Source organism: Burkholderia sp. 8Y, assembly GCF_902506145.1.
Classification (GTDB): Bacteria; Pseudomonadota; Gammaproteobacteria; order Burkholderiales; family Burkholderiaceae; genus Caballeronia.
This window is the reverse complement of sequence record NZ_LR733520.1, coordinates 3,016,387-3,030,759: the sequence shown is the minus strand read 5'-3', so window position 1 is coordinate 3,030,759 and position 14,373 is coordinate 3,016,387. Positions and strand designations below refer to the sequence as shown.

12 protein-coding genes are annotated in these 14,373 nt (G+C 64.6%); 9 read left to right on the top strand and 3 right to left on the bottom strand.

Annotated elements, in window-relative coordinates; translation table 11 throughout:
• Positions 1–52 precede the first annotated feature (52 nt).
• Positions 53–1,015 carry an NAD(P)H-dependent flavin oxidoreductase gene (locus GV035_RS24845; RefSeq protein WP_159837637.1) on the top strand — a complete coding sequence of 321 codons (963 nt, stop codon included), beginning with the start codon at positions 53–55 and terminating at the stop codon, positions 1,013–1,015.
• 76 nt (positions 1,016–1,091) lie between these two features.
• On the opposite strand, the gene GV035_RS24840 is transcribed toward GV035_RS24845, so the two are convergent.
• Together GV035_RS24840 and GV035_RS24835 are read right to left on the bottom strand one after the other, a co-directional pair.
• Positions 1,092–2,198, bottom strand: coding sequence for a porin (locus GV035_RS24840; protein WP_159837635.1), 1,107 nt, complete (start codon positions 2,196–2,198; stop codon positions 1,092–1,094).
• Positions 2,199–2,709: 511 nt separating this feature from the next.
• Positions 2,710–3,078, bottom strand: coding sequence for a hypothetical protein (locus GV035_RS24835; protein ID WP_159837632.1), 369 nt, complete (start codon positions 3,076–3,078; stop codon positions 2,710–2,712).
• 498 nt (positions 3,079–3,576) lie between these two features.
• Between GV035_RS24835 and GV035_RS24830 the strand changes: the two genes are divergently transcribed.
• The 7 genes from GV035_RS24830 to GV035_RS24800 all read left to right on the top strand — a co-directional run bounded on the left by GV035_RS24830 (position 3,577) and on the right by GV035_RS24800 (position 9,895).
• A complete protein-coding gene (locus tag GV035_RS24830) occupies positions 3,577–4,596 on the top strand; it encodes a bile acid:sodium symporter family protein (RefSeq protein WP_159837630.1) in 1,020 nt (339 codons plus the stop codon).
• A 408-nt stretch (positions 4,597–5,004) separates the two neighbouring features.
• Positions 5,005–5,787, top strand: coding sequence for a PIG-L deacetylase family protein (locus GV035_RS24825; RefSeq protein WP_159837628.1), 783 nt, complete (start codon positions 5,005–5,007; stop codon positions 5,785–5,787).
• Between the two features lie 281 nt (positions 5,788–6,068).
• Complete coding sequence (locus GV035_RS24820) at positions 6,069–7,088, top strand: LacI family DNA-binding transcriptional regulator (protein ID WP_159837626.1); 1,020 nt, start codon at positions 6,069–6,071, stop codon at positions 7,086–7,088.
• A complete protein-coding gene (locus GV035_RS24815; protein ID WP_159837624.1) occupies positions 7,085–8,362 on the top strand; it encodes an AGE family epimerase/isomerase in 1,278 nt (425 codons plus the stop codon). Before GV035_RS24820 ends, GV035_RS24815 begins: the two co-directional genes overlap by 4 nt.
• A gap of 5 nt (positions 8,363–8,367) precedes the next feature.
• Positions 8,368–9,279: a carbohydrate kinase family protein gene (locus GV035_RS24810; RefSeq protein ID WP_159837622.1), complete on the top strand. Its 912-nt coding sequence runs from the start codon at positions 8,368–8,370 to the stop codon at positions 9,277–9,279.
• 100 nt (positions 9,280–9,379) lie between these two features.
• The gene (locus GV035_RS24805) at positions 9,380–9,601 is read left to right on the top strand and encodes a hypothetical protein (protein WP_159837620.1); all 222 of its coding nucleotides are present in this window, start codon (positions 9,380–9,382) and stop codon (positions 9,599–9,601) included.
• 48 nt (positions 9,602–9,649) lie between these two features.
• Complete coding sequence (locus tag GV035_RS24800) at positions 9,650–9,895, top strand: hypothetical protein (RefSeq protein WP_159837618.1); 246 nt, start codon at positions 9,650–9,652, stop codon at positions 9,893–9,895.
• 16 nt (positions 9,896–9,911) lie between these two features.
• On the opposite strand, the gene GV035_RS24795 is transcribed toward GV035_RS24800, so the two are convergent.
• A complete protein-coding gene (locus tag GV035_RS24795; protein ID WP_159837616.1) occupies positions 9,912–10,550 on the bottom strand; it encodes a glutathione S-transferase family protein in 639 nt (212 codons plus the stop codon).
• 241 nt (positions 10,551–10,791) lie between these two features.
• Here GV035_RS24795 and GV035_RS24790 point away from each other — a divergent pair, with 241 nt between their 5' ends.
• Positions 10,792–14,370: an indolepyruvate ferredoxin oxidoreductase family protein gene (locus tag GV035_RS24790; RefSeq protein ID WP_159837614.1), complete on the top strand. Its 3,579-nt coding sequence runs from the start codon at positions 10,792–10,794 to the stop codon at positions 14,368–14,370.
• The last annotated feature ends 3 nt before the right edge of the window (positions 14,371–14,373 follow it).

Here is a 14,373-nt window from a genome sequence, read left to right as displayed (position 1 = left end):
GCATGCTAACGCTAGCGTCGAAACGAGATGACAACATCAGGAGACTCGTCTCATGGCCCTTCCAGCCGTCCTCAAGAATCTGGCGCTTCCCGTTATCGGCTCGCCGATGTTCATCGTCAGCTATCCCGAACTCGTGCTCGCGCAATGCAAGGCGGGGATCGTCGGGTCGTTCCCCGCGCTGAACGCGCGGCCGGCTGAAATGCTCGATGAATGGCTCACGCAGATTCAGGCGTCGCTCGCGGCGCACAAGGCGGCGAATCCGGATGCGGTCATCGGCCCGATCGCGGTGAACCAGATCGTGCATCAGTCCAACGCGCGGCTCGAACACGACGTGCGCGTGTGCGTGGAGCACAAGGTGCCGATTTTCATCACGAGCCTGCGCGCGCCGGTCAAGGAGATGATCGACGCGGTGCATTCGTATGGCGGCATCGTGCTGCACGACGTCATCAATCTGCGGCACGCGCAGAAGGCGCTGGAAGCGGGCGTCGACGGGCTGATTCTCGTCGCGGCCGGCGCGGGCGGGCACGCGGGCACGACGTCGCCGTTCGCGCTCGTCGGCGAAGTGCGGCGCGTCTTCGACGGACCGATCGTGCTGTCGGGATCGATCGCCAACGGCGGCTCGATTCTCGCGGCGCAGGCGATGGGCGCGGACCTCGCGTACATGGGCACGCGCTTCATCGCGACGCGCGAGGCGCATGCACTCGACAGCTACAAGCAGGCCATCGTCGAATCGAGCGCGTCAGACATCGTCTACACGAATCTTTTCACGGGCGTGCACGGCAACTACATTCGCCGGAGCATCGTGAACGCGGGGCTCGATCCGGACGCGCTGCCCGAATCCGACAAAACCGCGATGAATTTCGGCGATGGCTCGAGCAAGGCGAAGGCGTGGAAGGACATCTGGGGCGCGGGTCAAGGCGTCGGCCTGATGCACGACACGCCGAGCGTCGCCGAACTGGTCGCGCGGATGAAGCAGGAGTATGAGGACGCGAAGACACGGCTCGCGATTCGTTGATTGGCTTTTTGAGGCTTCGCAAAAAAAACACCGCGCACTCGGCGCGGTGTTTTCGTTTGGGGCTTGCCCGCTGCGCTCAGAACTTCGCGCGGATGCCGACGCCGAACGTATCGCCCGACGACATGCCCGTGTACTTGTCGTTCAGATACGCAGCGTAGACGTCCGTGCGCTTCGAGAGCGGGTAGTCGTAGCCGAGGGCCCAGCTCTTGTGCGTCTGATCGAGCCCGCCGTTGCTGCGCGAATACGCGTACGACGCCATCACGGTGCCGGGGCCGACCGGCACGGTCACGCCGCCCTGGCCCGTGTTGACGTGAAACGAGGTCGGTTCGATGTCGTTTTTCGTGTACATGTACTGCGCGAAAAATTTGACGTACTTCATGTCGTAGGACGCGCCCAGTTGCGCGACACTCTGGCTCTTGAACCCGGGCGTGGTGAACGCATTGGACGTCGGCAGATCGCCCGGCGTGTTGTTGAAGTTCACGTACTGGTAGACGCCGGTCGCCGCGAAGCCGCCGTGGAAGTACAGGAACTGCGCGCTGTACTTCTTCGAACGGTTGTCGCCGGCGCTGTTGCCGAACGCGTACATCGCGCTGCCGGAGAGGCCGTTGAAGTCAGGCGTCGTGTACTGGACAGCGTTGTTCCAGCCCGAGTCGCCCGTGACGCCCTGATCCGTCGTGTAGGTCGGGAACGTGCCTTGGCCGAGGAACACGTGCGACACCATCGGCGAGAAAACGTACGAATCGACGAACGGGTTGAACAGGATCGTCGAGACGAAGAGCTGCGTGGTCAGGCGGCCGGCGGTGAACGTACCGATCGGACCTTGAATGCCGACATACGAGTTACGAGCGAAGAACGTGTCGCCCTGGAAGCGGCCGTATTGACCGTTCTGCGCGCGGAAAAAGCTTTCGAGCGTGAAGATCGCCTTGTAGCCGTTGCCGAGATCCTCGGAGCCCTTCAAGCCCCAGTAGGACGTCGACATTCCGCCGCCGCTGACATTCCATGCGCGTTGGCCGCCGGGAAACTTGGTTGCGCCGACCCATTCGTCGACCTGGCCGTACAGCGACACGCTCGACTGTGCGTGGGCCGCGCCCGCGCTGAAACAGCCGATCATCGCTGCGATTGCGGTGGCCTTGACCGCTGCTTTCACCGTTTTCTGCGGCGCACGGTTGACGGTTGCCTTCATGAACTCTCCTGTCGTTTGTCGAAAATTAAAAGCGTGGCGGGCGAGGAACACGGCGCTCGCCTCGTCTGACCGGCGTAATGGGCTTCTGGCGAGAGGCATCGCGTGTGGAGCGGCACCATCTTTACGGACCATTTATCCGGTCAAAAATCTTTCTCGTTATTGCGGGTATAGCGTTTCGAGTACTCCATCACCGAAGCGTCGATGGCGGCCCTCGGTCACGCGAAGGCCGGCCGCTTCTCGCGCCTGCGACTCACGCGAGGCAAGCGCGCGGGAAAGCAGGCACGGCGCGCCTCACGACGCGATGAAAGCCGTTTCGAAACAAAAGGGAACGCGCAATGAGCCGAAGGCCGCATTGTCCTTGCGCGGGAAAAAGAGGGGAATGTCTGACAGGAAAAGTGACGCCTCGCTGTGGCGAGATTACGTCACCGTGACATGCGCGCTGGACGCGCCAATTATTTTTCGTTAACTGAGACGAAACACGAGTTCCGCGATCCGCAGCGAGGCTGCTCGCTTAATTGCGAAAGTTCGATGCAGCGGGCGCGCGGCCATCGTCCGACGGGCGGCCCTGCGGACGCGGCACATTGCGTTCTTCGTTGTAGCGCGTGATGTCGGCGCGGATCGAACCCGTGCCGCGGAACGGCGCGGCCTGCTCGCCGCGCGGCGTCGGGTGCAGTTCGGCGCTCACGGGCGTGAGGCCGTCCTTTGCGGCAACCGGGGTGGCATGCAGAGACTGGCGGCTCGCGGCGGAATCGCTGAAAACGGCCGGCGACAGCCACTCGGAGCGCGGCCCCGCCAGCGCGAGCGATCCCGCCGCCGCGAGCGCGAGGAGCGCGGTGGAAGCGAAGAACCGAGTCGTCTTGCGAAAGCCTATGGGCGCCATGTCAGAACTGCCTGCAACCAGCACGAATATTCGACGGAACCGCCGCTGCTCGCTGCGCCGAACCGTCAAACGGACGCCAGCCTCGTTGATGCTTACGGAGCAGGGTGTTGAGCGGCATCGACCGACACGCACCGCTCCGACCGGCGCATCCAACAATTTATTGACCTTGGCGGCACCCGTCGAGCCAAAAAGTGTTAGGCCGGCGCGATGGTTGTAACACCATGTTACGTCAGAGTTTTTTTACTTCGACATCCTTATTTGCGGGTGAATTGATAGGATGAATTTAAGGCGCTCGTTTGCGGCTTTGCCCAGCCGTCGCGGTCTGGAAGTTGCTGTACGCTCCCAAGGCTGCAGCCGTGTTTAATGCGCAACGGGAATCAATCGATCTGAGAAATGAATTTGCCAATTTAATCGCCCGCAGGCGAAAATCATGGTTTTCCCTGACGCGACGCTTGACCGAGCGAACGGCCCGGCAGCGCCCGAGTGCGAGACTTCTTGATGGCACGGCCCAAACTCCTTCCTGACAATTTCACGCTGGCGCTGATCGGCACGGTCATCATCGCGAGCGTGCTGCCGTGCCGCGGCAATGCGGCGGTCGCGTTCAACTGGATCACCGACATCGCCATCGGGCTGCTGTTTTTCCTGCACGGCGCGAAGCTGTCCCGCGAAGCGATTGTGGCGGGTGCCACGCACTGGCGCCTGCATCTGCTCGTGCTGCTCAGCACTTTCGTCATGTTTCCGGTGCTCGCCATCGCGTTCAAGCCTCTCTTGAGCCCGCTCGTCACCCCGGCGCTGTACACCGGAATCCTGTTCCTGTGTACGTTGCCGTCGACGGTACAGTCGTCCATCGCTTTCACGTCCATGGCCAAGGGCAACGTGCCGGCCGCCGTGTGCAGCGCGTCGGCGTCCAGTCTGCTCGGCATATTCATCACGCCCGCGCTCGTCGGGCTGCTCGTGAGCAATCACGGCGCGACCACCGGCTCTCCGTGGCACACCGTCGGCAATATCGTGCTGCAATTGCTGGTGCCGTTCGTTGCCGGACAATTGCTGCGGCCCGCCATCGGCAAGTGGGTGGACCGGCACAAGCCTGTGCTGAAGTTCGTCGATCAAGGTTCGATTCTGCTGGTCGTCTACGTGGCGTTCAGCGAAGCGGTGAATGAAGGTATCTGGCATTCGATTCCCGTGTCCGCGCTGGCGGGGCTGCTCGTCGTGAACATTATTCTGCTGGCGGCGGCGCTCTTTATCACGGCGTTCAGCGCGAAACGCCTCGGCTTCAGCCGCGCGGATCAAATCACCATCATCTTCTGCGGCTCGAAGAAGAGCCTCGCGTCCGGCATCCCGATGGCGAAGGTCATCTTCGCGTCGCACGCGGTGGGTGCCGTGGTGTTGCCGTTGATGCTCTTCCATCAGATTCAGTTGATGGTCTGCGCGGTGCTCGCGCAGCGTTGGGGCTCGCGCCGGACCGCCGCCGAACCCGTACGGGAAAGCAAAACCGTCGGGGCACCCGCTCGCCGTTGATCGCTGCATGACTCACTCCGCTTCGTGATAAGGCCGCCTCGTGCGGCCTTTTCGTTATTTGAGCGCAGGCGTCACGCAAGATCGACTCGGCCGAACGGCATAGGCAAGATAACCTGCCCATGAGCAGCATCATGAGGACATCGAATGCTGGTGGTCAGACGCTCGTGCCTATGCCGTTGGGCCGAGTATCGCGCGGGTACGTGGCTTGCCACACTGCGGTCACATCACATACGCGACCACGGGGAAAGCCATGAACAGCGCGCCAGTCATCCATGAACTCATGCTGCCAGGAGCCGCTCATTCGGACCATCCGGCATCGCGCGATTGCGCGCGCCGCGTCGGCTATGACGCGCGTCGCGTCGCGGCGCCTCAGTGAGTCCGCGCGCGAATGAAGAAGGAGAGCATTTCATGGCTACACTGAAAGCGCGCGTGACGCCGGCGCCTCAGGACGAGCTTTCCGCCCACGGCACGCCGGAAGCCGCATGGCAGAGTTGGGGGCGTCTCGGCGCATTGCCGGAAGTGCATCCGGGCGATCTCGTGCCGCCCGGCGCACGCGCGGTCGTCGTCGCGCCGCACCCGGACGCCGAAGTGCTCGGCACGGGCGGATTGCTCGCACTGCTATCGGAAACGAGCAGGAATCTTCTGATCGTCGCGGTCACGGACGGCACCGCGAGTCACCCGAATTCCACCGCGTGGACCCCAGAGCGCCTGGCCGCCGTTCGCCCGATGGAAACGCGCGAGGCATTGCAGCGGCTGCACCTGCGAAACGTGCAGGTGGCAAGACTCGGGCTGCGACACGGCAGCGCGGATGAGATCGAGCCGGACTTGGCGGGCTACCTGGAGAAGCATTTGCAGCCCGACGACATCGTCTTCGCGACCTGGCGTCACGACGGGCATCCGGACCACGAAGCGGTCGGGCGCGCGGCCTTCTCGACCGCCGCTTCGCTTGGGCTGGCTTTCGTGGAGGTGCCGCTCTGCACCTGGCACTGGGCGTCGCCCGACGATACGCGTGTACCGTGGAGCCGCGCCCGCAGGATCGTGCTCGACGAAGCGACACATGCCCGCAAGCTGAGAGCCGTGCAGGCGTTCCGCAGTCAATTGGAGCCGGACACGGCGACGGGGCAGGCGGCGGTTTTGGCGGAGCATGTGCTTGCGCGGCTGACGCGGCCTTATGAAGTGATCTTGATATGAGCGGCGGTGAAAGGCGTGAGGTTGGCGTTCAGTTCGCAAGCACGGGCGTAGCCTAGGTTCGGGCGTCGGGCATCATGCATCGCCTCGTTGCACTCCGCGCCGCGCCATTCATTCGCACCGTTTTACTAAACAACCACATAGACCGCAAAGCATTCTGCACAAAGGCTTAGTGGTTTCCTCTAGGCAATTCAGAACGCGTCGCGGCCCGCTTTTACTATACAATCGCGCCCCAAGGCGCTCGCATTCTGCGTGCGCTCCGCTTCATCCTAGAGAAAAACACGATGGCCACTACCATCCGCGATGTCGCACGGGCGGCGAGCGTCTCCATCGGGACCGTTTCGCGTGCGCTCAAGAACCAGCCGGGTCTCTCGGAAGCCACGCGCGTGCGCGTCGTCGAAGTCGCGCAGCGCCTCGGCTATGACTCCGCGCAGCTGCGCACGCGCATCCGCCGCGTGACCTTTCTGCTGCATCGGCAGCACAACAACTTCGCCGTCAGCCCGTTTTTCTCGCAAGTGCTGCACGGCTTCGAAGAGGCGTGCCGCGAGCGCCGTCTCGTGCCATCGGTGCTCACCGCCGGTCCCACGCAAGACCTCGCGCAGCAGATGCGGTTGCATGCGCCCGACGCTATCGCGGTCGCGGGCTTCGTCGAGCCGGAACTGCTCGCGCATCTGCAATCGCTCGCGCGGCCCATCGTGCTCATCGACCTGCGCGCGCCCGGCTTTCGCTCGGTCGACATCGACAACGCAAAGGGCGCGGCGCTCGCCATGCAGCATTTGTTCGCGCTCGGACGGCGGCGCGTCGCGTTTATCGGCGGATCGCTCGCGCATCACAGTATCGCGCAGCGGGCGCTCGGTTATCGCAAGGCGTATTTCGACGCCGGCCTGCTCTTCGATCCGACGCTCGAAATCAACGCGCAGGCCGGCGTGCCCGCCGACGTGGCCGCCGCCGACGCCATGGAGCGTCTCATCGCCGAGACGCGCGCGCAATCCAATGCGCTGCCCGACGCGGTTTTCGCCTATAACGATGCAGCGGCCCTCGCGGCCATGCGCGTCTGTCTCGCGCACGGTCTGCGCGTGCCGGAAGACATCGCGTTCGTCGGTTTCGACGACATTCCCGCCGCCGCTCACAGCTCGCCGCCGCTCTCGACGGTCGCCGTGGACAAGGAAGCACTCGGGCGGCGGGGCGTCGAATTGCTGCTCGACGATCCTTCGACCCAGCCCGATCAGGCCAATTCGCTGATGAGCGTGGAGTTCATCGCTCGCGCGAGTTCGGGCACGAAAAAGGACATCCGCACGCCATGAACATGACCGCCTCCCCCGCCGTCGCCGCCGTCGCTTCCGGGAACGCGCCGGCGTCGGAACAGATGGAAGGCCCAATCGACTTCCGCAGCCGCGACTTCCTGCTGTCGCACGTGCGCGACACGCTCGCCTTCTACGCGCCGGCCGGCCGCGATCCGTCCGGCGGCTTCTTCCATTTCTTCAAGGACGACGGCACCGTCTACGACCGCACGACGCGCCACCTCGTCAGCAGTACACGCTTCGTCTTCAATTACGCGATGGCATATCGCCACTTCGGCGATGCGCAGTTCCTCGATGACGCCCGGCACGCGTTCCGTTTCCTGCGCGACGCGCACTGGGACGCCGCGCACGAAGGCTACGACTGGGAAATCGAATGGCGCGACGGCCAGAAACGCACGCTCGACGGCACGCGCCATTGCTACGGCATGGCCTTTGTGCTGCTTGCGTGTGCGCATGCGGCCATGGCGGGCATCGACGAAGCGCGGCCCATGATCGACGAAACCTTCGCGCTGATGGACCGCCGCTTCTGGGACGCCGAAGCGGGTCTGTACGCCGACGAAGCCACGCCTGACTGGCAGCTTTCGGACTATCGCGGGCAGAACGCGAACATGCACGCCACCGAAGCCCTGCTCGCGGCATACGAGGCGACCGGCCACGTGCTGTATCTCGACCGCGCGGAAAAAATTGCGGGCAACATCACGCTGCGGCAGGCGCGGCTGTCGAACGGACTCGTGTGGGAGCATTTTCACCGCGACTGGTCCGTGGACTGGCACTACAACGAATCGGACAGTTCGAACATCTTCCGGCCGTGGGGCTTTCAGGCGGGGCATCAGACCGAATGGGCGAAGCTGCTGCTGATTCTCGAACGCCATCGCGCGCTGCCGTGGCTCGCGCCGCGCGCCATCGAACTGTTCGACGCGGGCTTTTGCCGCGCGTGGGACGACCGGCACGGCGGCCTCTACTACGGCTTCGGCCCCGACGACAGCATCTGCGATCACGACAAGTACTTCTGGGTGCAGGCCGAAAGCTTCGCGGCGGCGGCGCTCCTCGGCGCGCGCACCGGCAGCGAACGCTTCTGGGACTGCTACGACGAACTGTGGCGCTATAGCTGGGCGCATTTCGTCGATCACCGGTACGGCGCGTGGTATCGCATTCTCACGTGCGACAACCGCAAATACGGCGACGAAAAAAGTCCCGCCGGCAAGACCGACTATCACACGATGGGCGCGTGCTACAAAGTGCTGAACGCGCTCGCCTCGCCGCACAACTCACGGTAAGCAAGATGGCAACCGATTACACCACTTTCCCGCAGTTCGTCTCCGCTGGCGACATCCTCACTGATCTGATCCGCACCGGCGAGGCGAGCTGGCTGTCGCGTCCGGGCGGCGCGGGCTGGAACGTCGCGCGCGCCGTCGCCCGGCTCGGGCTGCCGACCGCGAGCGCCGGGTCGCTCGGCACGGACAATTTCTCCGACGACCTCTGGCAGGCGAGCGTCGCCGCGGGCCTCGACATGCGCTTCATGCAGCGCGTCGAGCGTCCGCCGCTGCTTGCCATCGTTCACAAGACGCAGCCGCCGACCTATTACTTCATGGGCGAAAACGGCGCGGATCTCGCCTTCGATCCGCAGAAGCTGCCGCAAGGCTGGATGGAGCGCGTGAAGTGGGCGCACTTCGGCTGCATCAGCCTCGTGCGACAGCCGCTCGGCGCGACGCTCGCCGCGCTCGCCGCGAAGCTGCGCGAGCATGGCGTCAAGATCAGCTTCGATCCGAACTACCGGAATCTGATGGAACACGGCTACGAGCCGATCCTGCGCAACATGGCGGGCCTTGCCGATCTCATCAAGGTGTCGGACGAAGACCTGCACATGCTGTTTCGCGGCGTTCCCGAGGAAGACGCGCTCGCGCAACTGCGCGCGATGAACCCGCAAGCCACCGTGCTCGTCACGCGCGGCTCGGCGGAAGCGACGCTCTACGCCGGCGACGAATCGTTCAGCGCGGGTCCGCCGGTGATCGAGGTGGCGGATACGGTCGGCGCAGGCGATGCGTCCATCGGCGGGCTGCTCTATAGCCTGATGGCGCGCCACGGCGGCTGGCCCGAGCATCTGAAGTTCGCGCTGGCGGCGGGCGCGGCGGCGTGTCGTCATTCGGGCGCGCATTCGCCGACGCTGGACGAGGTCGAGGAATTGCTTGGCTAATGGCTACGCGTAGGCTGCGCGCGCCGCTGTCACACGCGGCGCGTGGCCGCGTGCTAGCATGAATTTCATGCTCGCGTCCTTGTCTAGAGGCGAATCCATCATGGAAGACACGACCTACACGAAAGGCATCTACACCGCGACGATCGGCGTGCGCGCCATCGACGGAGGCAAGTTTCAGGGACTCGTCTCGCTCTCCCGCGACGACGGCGAGCAGCCCGACGCGACGCTCTACGAAGTGGAAGCCGCATCGGAGAACGAGCACGAAGCACTCGACGAAGCGCGGGCGCTCGCCCACCGCATCCTCGGGGAAATCGAACTGTAGCTGGCGGCGAGGCGGCGTGCGCGCGCCGCTCACTGCATCGGAGGCGACATGCCGGACCAGGTCTTCCTATATGGCGTCTATTCCATCCACGTGAGGCCAATAGAGCTTCAGGGCCCGCGCTGGGACGCCGAGTACGAGATTCGTCATCTCGACAAAGCCGTGCAGGACTGGAAGACCGTCGGCGGCGACGACGGTCTTGCCACTTCGACTGAAGCCATCGAACTGGCGCATGTGCGCGCGGTCGCGGACATCGATGCTGGCGCGGGCATTCCGAAGCCGCGCGCCTTTCCCTGACCGGCGGCGCGATCGCTCAATCCACCGGCGCTTTCGGGTGCGGCCTGAGTCCGAGGCGCTCCGCCTCGCGATGGTCGATCTCGGCCGCGCGTTCGTATCCTTCGCGCGCCACCGCACGCTCGACGTAATCGAACAGCACGCCTTGCGGCTCGATCAGCCTCGCGACGAACGCGATCTGCAGCGTGCTCGCGAGCAGGATGTCGGCGGCGGTGAACAGTTCGCCGAGCAGCCACGGCCCTTCTTCGAGCGCGCTTTCGATCGCGTGTTCGACGCGCGAAAGATCGCCCCAGCCGAAGCTGACCGTGTTGCCCTGCGCGCCGGTCATGCGCTCGGCCATCGCCGGTTCCAGACATGAGCCGGTGAAGAACATCCATTGCAGGAAACGGCCGCGCGCCGGGTCGGAAACCGGCGCGCCGAGCCGCGCGTCCGGAAACCGGTCCGCCAGATAAAGCAGCACCGCGCCGGATTCGGCCACGCGCACGCCGCCGTCGTCGAGCGCGGGCAGCTTCGACATCGGGTTGACGCGGCTGAACGCGGCTTCGTTCTGCGCGCCTGCGCGAATGTTGACGAACGCCAGTTCATACGGCTCGCGCAGTTCTTCAAGCATCCACAGCGCGCGAAAAGCGCGCGTCTTCGGCCAGTAGAAGAGTTTCATCGCGTCGGCTTTCTCTCGTTTTCAGAAGCGATCAGGTTAGTCCCAATCCTTGCGGTCACGCGAGCGTCATGGGTCCGGGTTTACGCCGATGCGCGCCAGATCGAGCAGATTTCTCCCGTTTAGGCCGAAAAAGCATGCGTCGTTTCTCTATGCCTGCTGAATTGCAGCGAGTGCGCAAAAACATTCCGCGTTCGATGACAAAAAATGACGTATCGCCTCATAGACGAACAACGAGACAACCATGAACGCACGCGTGCCCGCCGATGCCTTGTCGCCTCGCCTCAACGAACCCGCGCTGTCCGGCTACCAACTCGCCGACAACCTGAGCGCCACGAGCGGCCGGATCTTTCTGACCGGCACGCAGGCGCTCGTGCGTCTCGTGTTGATGCAGCGCGCGCTCGACCGCGCCGCGCAACTGAACACCGCCGGTTTCATCAGCGGCTACCGCGGTTCGCCGCTCGGCATGGTCGATCAGCAATTGTGGAAGGCGAAGAAACTGCTCGCGTCGCATGACGTGCGTTTTCTGCCCGCGATCAACGAGGAACTGGGCGGCACCGCCGTCCTTGGCACGCAGCGCGTGGAAAGCGACCCCGAGCGCACCGTCGATGGCGTGTTCGCGATGTGGTACGGCAAGGGCCCCGGCGTGGACCGCGCGGGCGATGCGCTCAAGCACGGCAACGCGTACGGCTCGTCGCCGCACGGCGGCGTGCTCGTCGTGGCGGGCGACGACCACGGCTGCGTCTCGTCGTCCATGCCGCATCAGAGCGATCAGGCGATGATCGCGTGGCACATGCCGGTGGTGAATCCGTCGAACGTGGCGGACATGCTCGAATTCGGGCTGTACGGCTGGGCGCTGTCGCGCTTTTCGGGCGCGTGGGTCGGCTTCAAGGCGATCTCGGAGACGGTGGAATCCGGATCGACCGTCGATCTCGATGCGCTGCAAACCGGATGGACAGCGCCGGAAGGCTTCACCCCGCCGCCGGGCGGCCTGCACAACCGCTGGCCGGACCTGCCGAGTCTCAACATCGAAGCGCGCCTTCACGCGAAACTCGACGCCGTGCGCCACTTCGCGCGGACGAACAGCATCGACAAGTGGATCGCGCCGAGCCCGCGCGCGAACGTCGGCATCGTGACGTGCGGCAAAGCGCATCTCGATCTGATGGAGGCGCTGCGCCGCCTCGAACTCACCGTCGATGATCTCGACGCCGCCGGCGTGCGTATCTACAAGATCGGGCTGTCGTTTCCGCTCGAAACCACGCGGCTCGACACGTTCGTCGAAGGGCTCGCGGAAGTGCTGGTGATCGAGGAAAAAGGGCCGGTGGTCGAGCAGCAGATCAAGGACCATCTGTACAACCGCGTGGAGGGCGCGCGGCCGGTCGTGATCGGCAAGACCACGCAGGACGGCGCGCCGCTCCTTTCGGCGCTCGGCGAATTGCGGCCGTCGCGTGTGCTGCCTGTGTTCGCGCAATGGCTCGCGCGGCACAAGCCGGCGCTCGATCGCCGCGAGAAAGTGGTGGATCTCGTCGCGCCGCAGATTCTGTCGAATATCGCCGATGCCGTGAAGCGTACGCCCTATTTCTGCTCGGGCTGCCCGCACAACACATCGACGAAAGTGCCGGAAGGCTCGGTCGCACAGGCGGGCATCGGCTGTCACTTCATGGCGTCGTGGATGGAGCGCGACACGACCGGCCTCATCCAGATGGGCGGCGAAGGCGTCGACTGGGCGTCGCACGCGATGTTCACCAAAACGCCGCACGTCTTCCAGAACTTAGGCGACGGCACGTACTTTCACTCGGGCATTCTCGCGATTCGTCAGGCGGTGGCCGCGAAAGCCAACATCACGTACAAGATTCTCTATAACGACGCCGTCGCGATGACGGGCGGCCAGCCGGTCGACGGCAGCATTTCCGTGCCGCAGATCGCGCGGCAAGTGGAGGCGGAAGGCATCGCGCTGCTCGTCGTGGTGAGCGACGAACCCGAAAAATACGAAGGCCACGAAGACCAGTTCCCGCGCGGCACGACGTTTCATCACCGCAGCGAACTCGATGCCGTGCAGCGCCGCCTGCGCGAGACGTCCGGCGTGACCGTGCTCATCTATGACCAGACGTGCGCCGCCGAGAAGCGCCGCCGCCGCAAGAAAGGCGAGTTTCCCGATCCGGACAAGCGCCTCTTCATCAACGAAGCCGTCTGTGAAGGCTGTGGCGATTGCGGCGTGCAGTCGAATTGCCTGTCCGTCGAACCGGTGGAAACCGAGCTGGGACGCAAGCGGCGCATCGACCAGTCGTCGTGCAACAAGGACTATTCGTGCGTGAACGGCTTCTGCCCGAGCTTCGTCACGCTCGAAGGCGCGAAGCTGAAAAAAGCGGACGGGCAAGCGTTCGATCCTGCCGAACTCGCGCGCCGCGTCGATGCACTGCCGCCGCCGCGCGCGCATCTCGACCAGGCGCCTTACGACATTCTGGTGACGGGCGTCGGCGGCACGGGCGTCGTCACGGTCGGCGCGCTCATCAGCATGGCGGCGCATCTGGAAGGCAAGAGCGCGTCGGTGCTCGATTTCATGGGCTTCGCGCAGAAAGGCGGCTCGGTGCTGTCGTTCGTGCGCGTGGCAAGCGAAGACGCGCTGCTGAATCAGGTGCGTATCGACACGCAGCAGGCCGATTTGCTGCTCGCCTGCGACATGGTCGTCGGCGCGAGTCCCGAAGCGTTGCAGACGGTGCGGCATGACCGGACGAGGATCGTCGTCAACGCGCACGCGATTCCGAACGCGAGCTTCGTGCAGAACCCGGACGCCAATCTGCACGCAGACGCGCTCCTCGACAAGATGCGCCACGCGGCCGGTGCCAATGCCGCCGATGCCCTGCACACCTGCGACGCGCAATCGCTCGCGACGCGCTTTCTCGGCGATACCATCGGCGCGAATATCGTGATGCTGGGCTTCGCGTGGCAGCTCGGGCTCGTGCCCGTGTCGCACGGCGCATTGATGCGCGCGCTCGAACTGAACAACGTCGCAGTTACGGCGAACAAGCTGGCGTTTGCCATCGGACGGCTCGCGGCGGCGGATATGCGCGAGCTGGACGCGCTCGCATCGTCGGCGCAACTGAAGCGCGTCTCGATGGCGGATATGCCGCTCGCCGACCTCATCCGTGACCGCGAAGAGCGGCTGCTCGCTTATGGCGGCGCGAAGTACGTGGAGCGATATCGTTCGCTGATTGCGCGGGCATCGGCGAATGAAGACGTGAAGCGCGCCGTGGCCATCACGTTCTACAAGCTGCTCGCGGTGAAGGACGAATACGAAGTCGCGCGCCTGCACGCGGACCCGGCGTTCCGCGCGGCGCTTGCCGCGCAGTTCGAGGGCACGCCCGGCGACGCTTACACCGTGAAGTTCAACCTCGCGCCGCCCGCGCTGTCTCACGGCACGCCGAAGAAGAAGACCTTCGGCCAGTGGATGTGGCCGGTGCTCGGCGGCTTGTCGAAGCTGCGTGCGCTGCGCGGCACGGCGCTCGATCCGTTTGGCAGAACGCTCGAACGCCGCATGGAGCGCCAGCTCGCGAAGGACTACGAACTCACGATGCAGCGCGCACTCGCCGGGCTCGACGCCGGCAACGCGAAAGACGTGGCGGCGCTCGCCGCGCTTTTCGAGCGCGTGCGCGGCTACGGCCACGTGAAGCTCGTAAGTCTCGCGATGGTCAAGCGCAGCGAGCGCGATATCGCCGCGCGGCTCGGCATCGAAGCGGCGACGGGCGATGCGGTGCGCGCGTCCATCGAACAGATGAAGGGCGCGTCGTCGCTGAAGGGGATTCCGGTCGTCGTGGCGAAGTGAGCG

Excerpts from the sequence above, each read along its gene's own strand:
- GV035_RS24790 (WP_159837614.1), top strand. The coding sequence starts at position 10,792 with ATGAACGCACGCGTGCCCGCCGATGCCTTGTCGCCTCGCCTCAACGAA.
- GV035_RS24810 (WP_159837622.1), top strand. The coding sequence starts at position 8,368 with ATGGCAACCGATTACACCACTTTCCCGCAGTTCGTCTCCGCTGGCGAC.
- GV035_RS24845 (WP_159837637.1), top strand. The coding sequence starts at position 53 with ATGGCCCTTCCAGCCGTCCTCAAGAATCTGGCGCTTCCCGTTATCGGC.
- GV035_RS24820 (WP_159837626.1), top strand. The coding sequence starts at position 6,069 with ATGGCCACTACCATCCGCGATGTCGCACGGGCGGCGAGCGTCTCCATC.
- GV035_RS24800 (WP_159837618.1), top strand. The coding sequence starts at position 9,650 with ATGCCGGACCAGGTCTTCCTATATGGCGTCTATTCCATCCACGTGAGG.
- GV035_RS24795 (WP_159837616.1), bottom strand. The coding sequence starts at position 10,550 with ATGAAACTCTTCTACTGGCCGAAGACGCGCGCTTTTCGCGCGCTGTGG.
- GV035_RS24830 (WP_159837630.1), top strand. The coding sequence starts at position 3,577 with ATGGCACGGCCCAAACTCCTTCCTGACAATTTCACGCTGGCGCTGATC.
- GV035_RS24835 (WP_159837632.1), bottom strand. The coding sequence starts at position 3,078 with ATGGCGCCCATAGGCTTTCGCAAGACGACTCGGTTCTTCGCTTCCACC.
- GV035_RS24825 (WP_159837628.1), top strand. The coding sequence starts at position 5,005 with ATGGCTACACTGAAAGCGCGCGTGACGCCGGCGCCTCAGGACGAGCTT.
- GV035_RS24840 (WP_159837635.1), bottom strand. The coding sequence starts at position 2,198 with ATGAAGGCAACCGTCAACCGTGCGCCGCAGAAAACGGTGAAAGCAGCG.
- GV035_RS24805 (WP_159837620.1), top strand. The coding sequence starts at position 9,380 with ATGGAAGACACGACCTACACGAAAGGCATCTACACCGCGACGATCGGC.
- GV035_RS24815 (WP_159837624.1), top strand. The coding sequence starts at position 7,085 with ATGAACATGACCGCCTCCCCCGCCGTCGCCGCCGTCGCTTCCGGGAAC.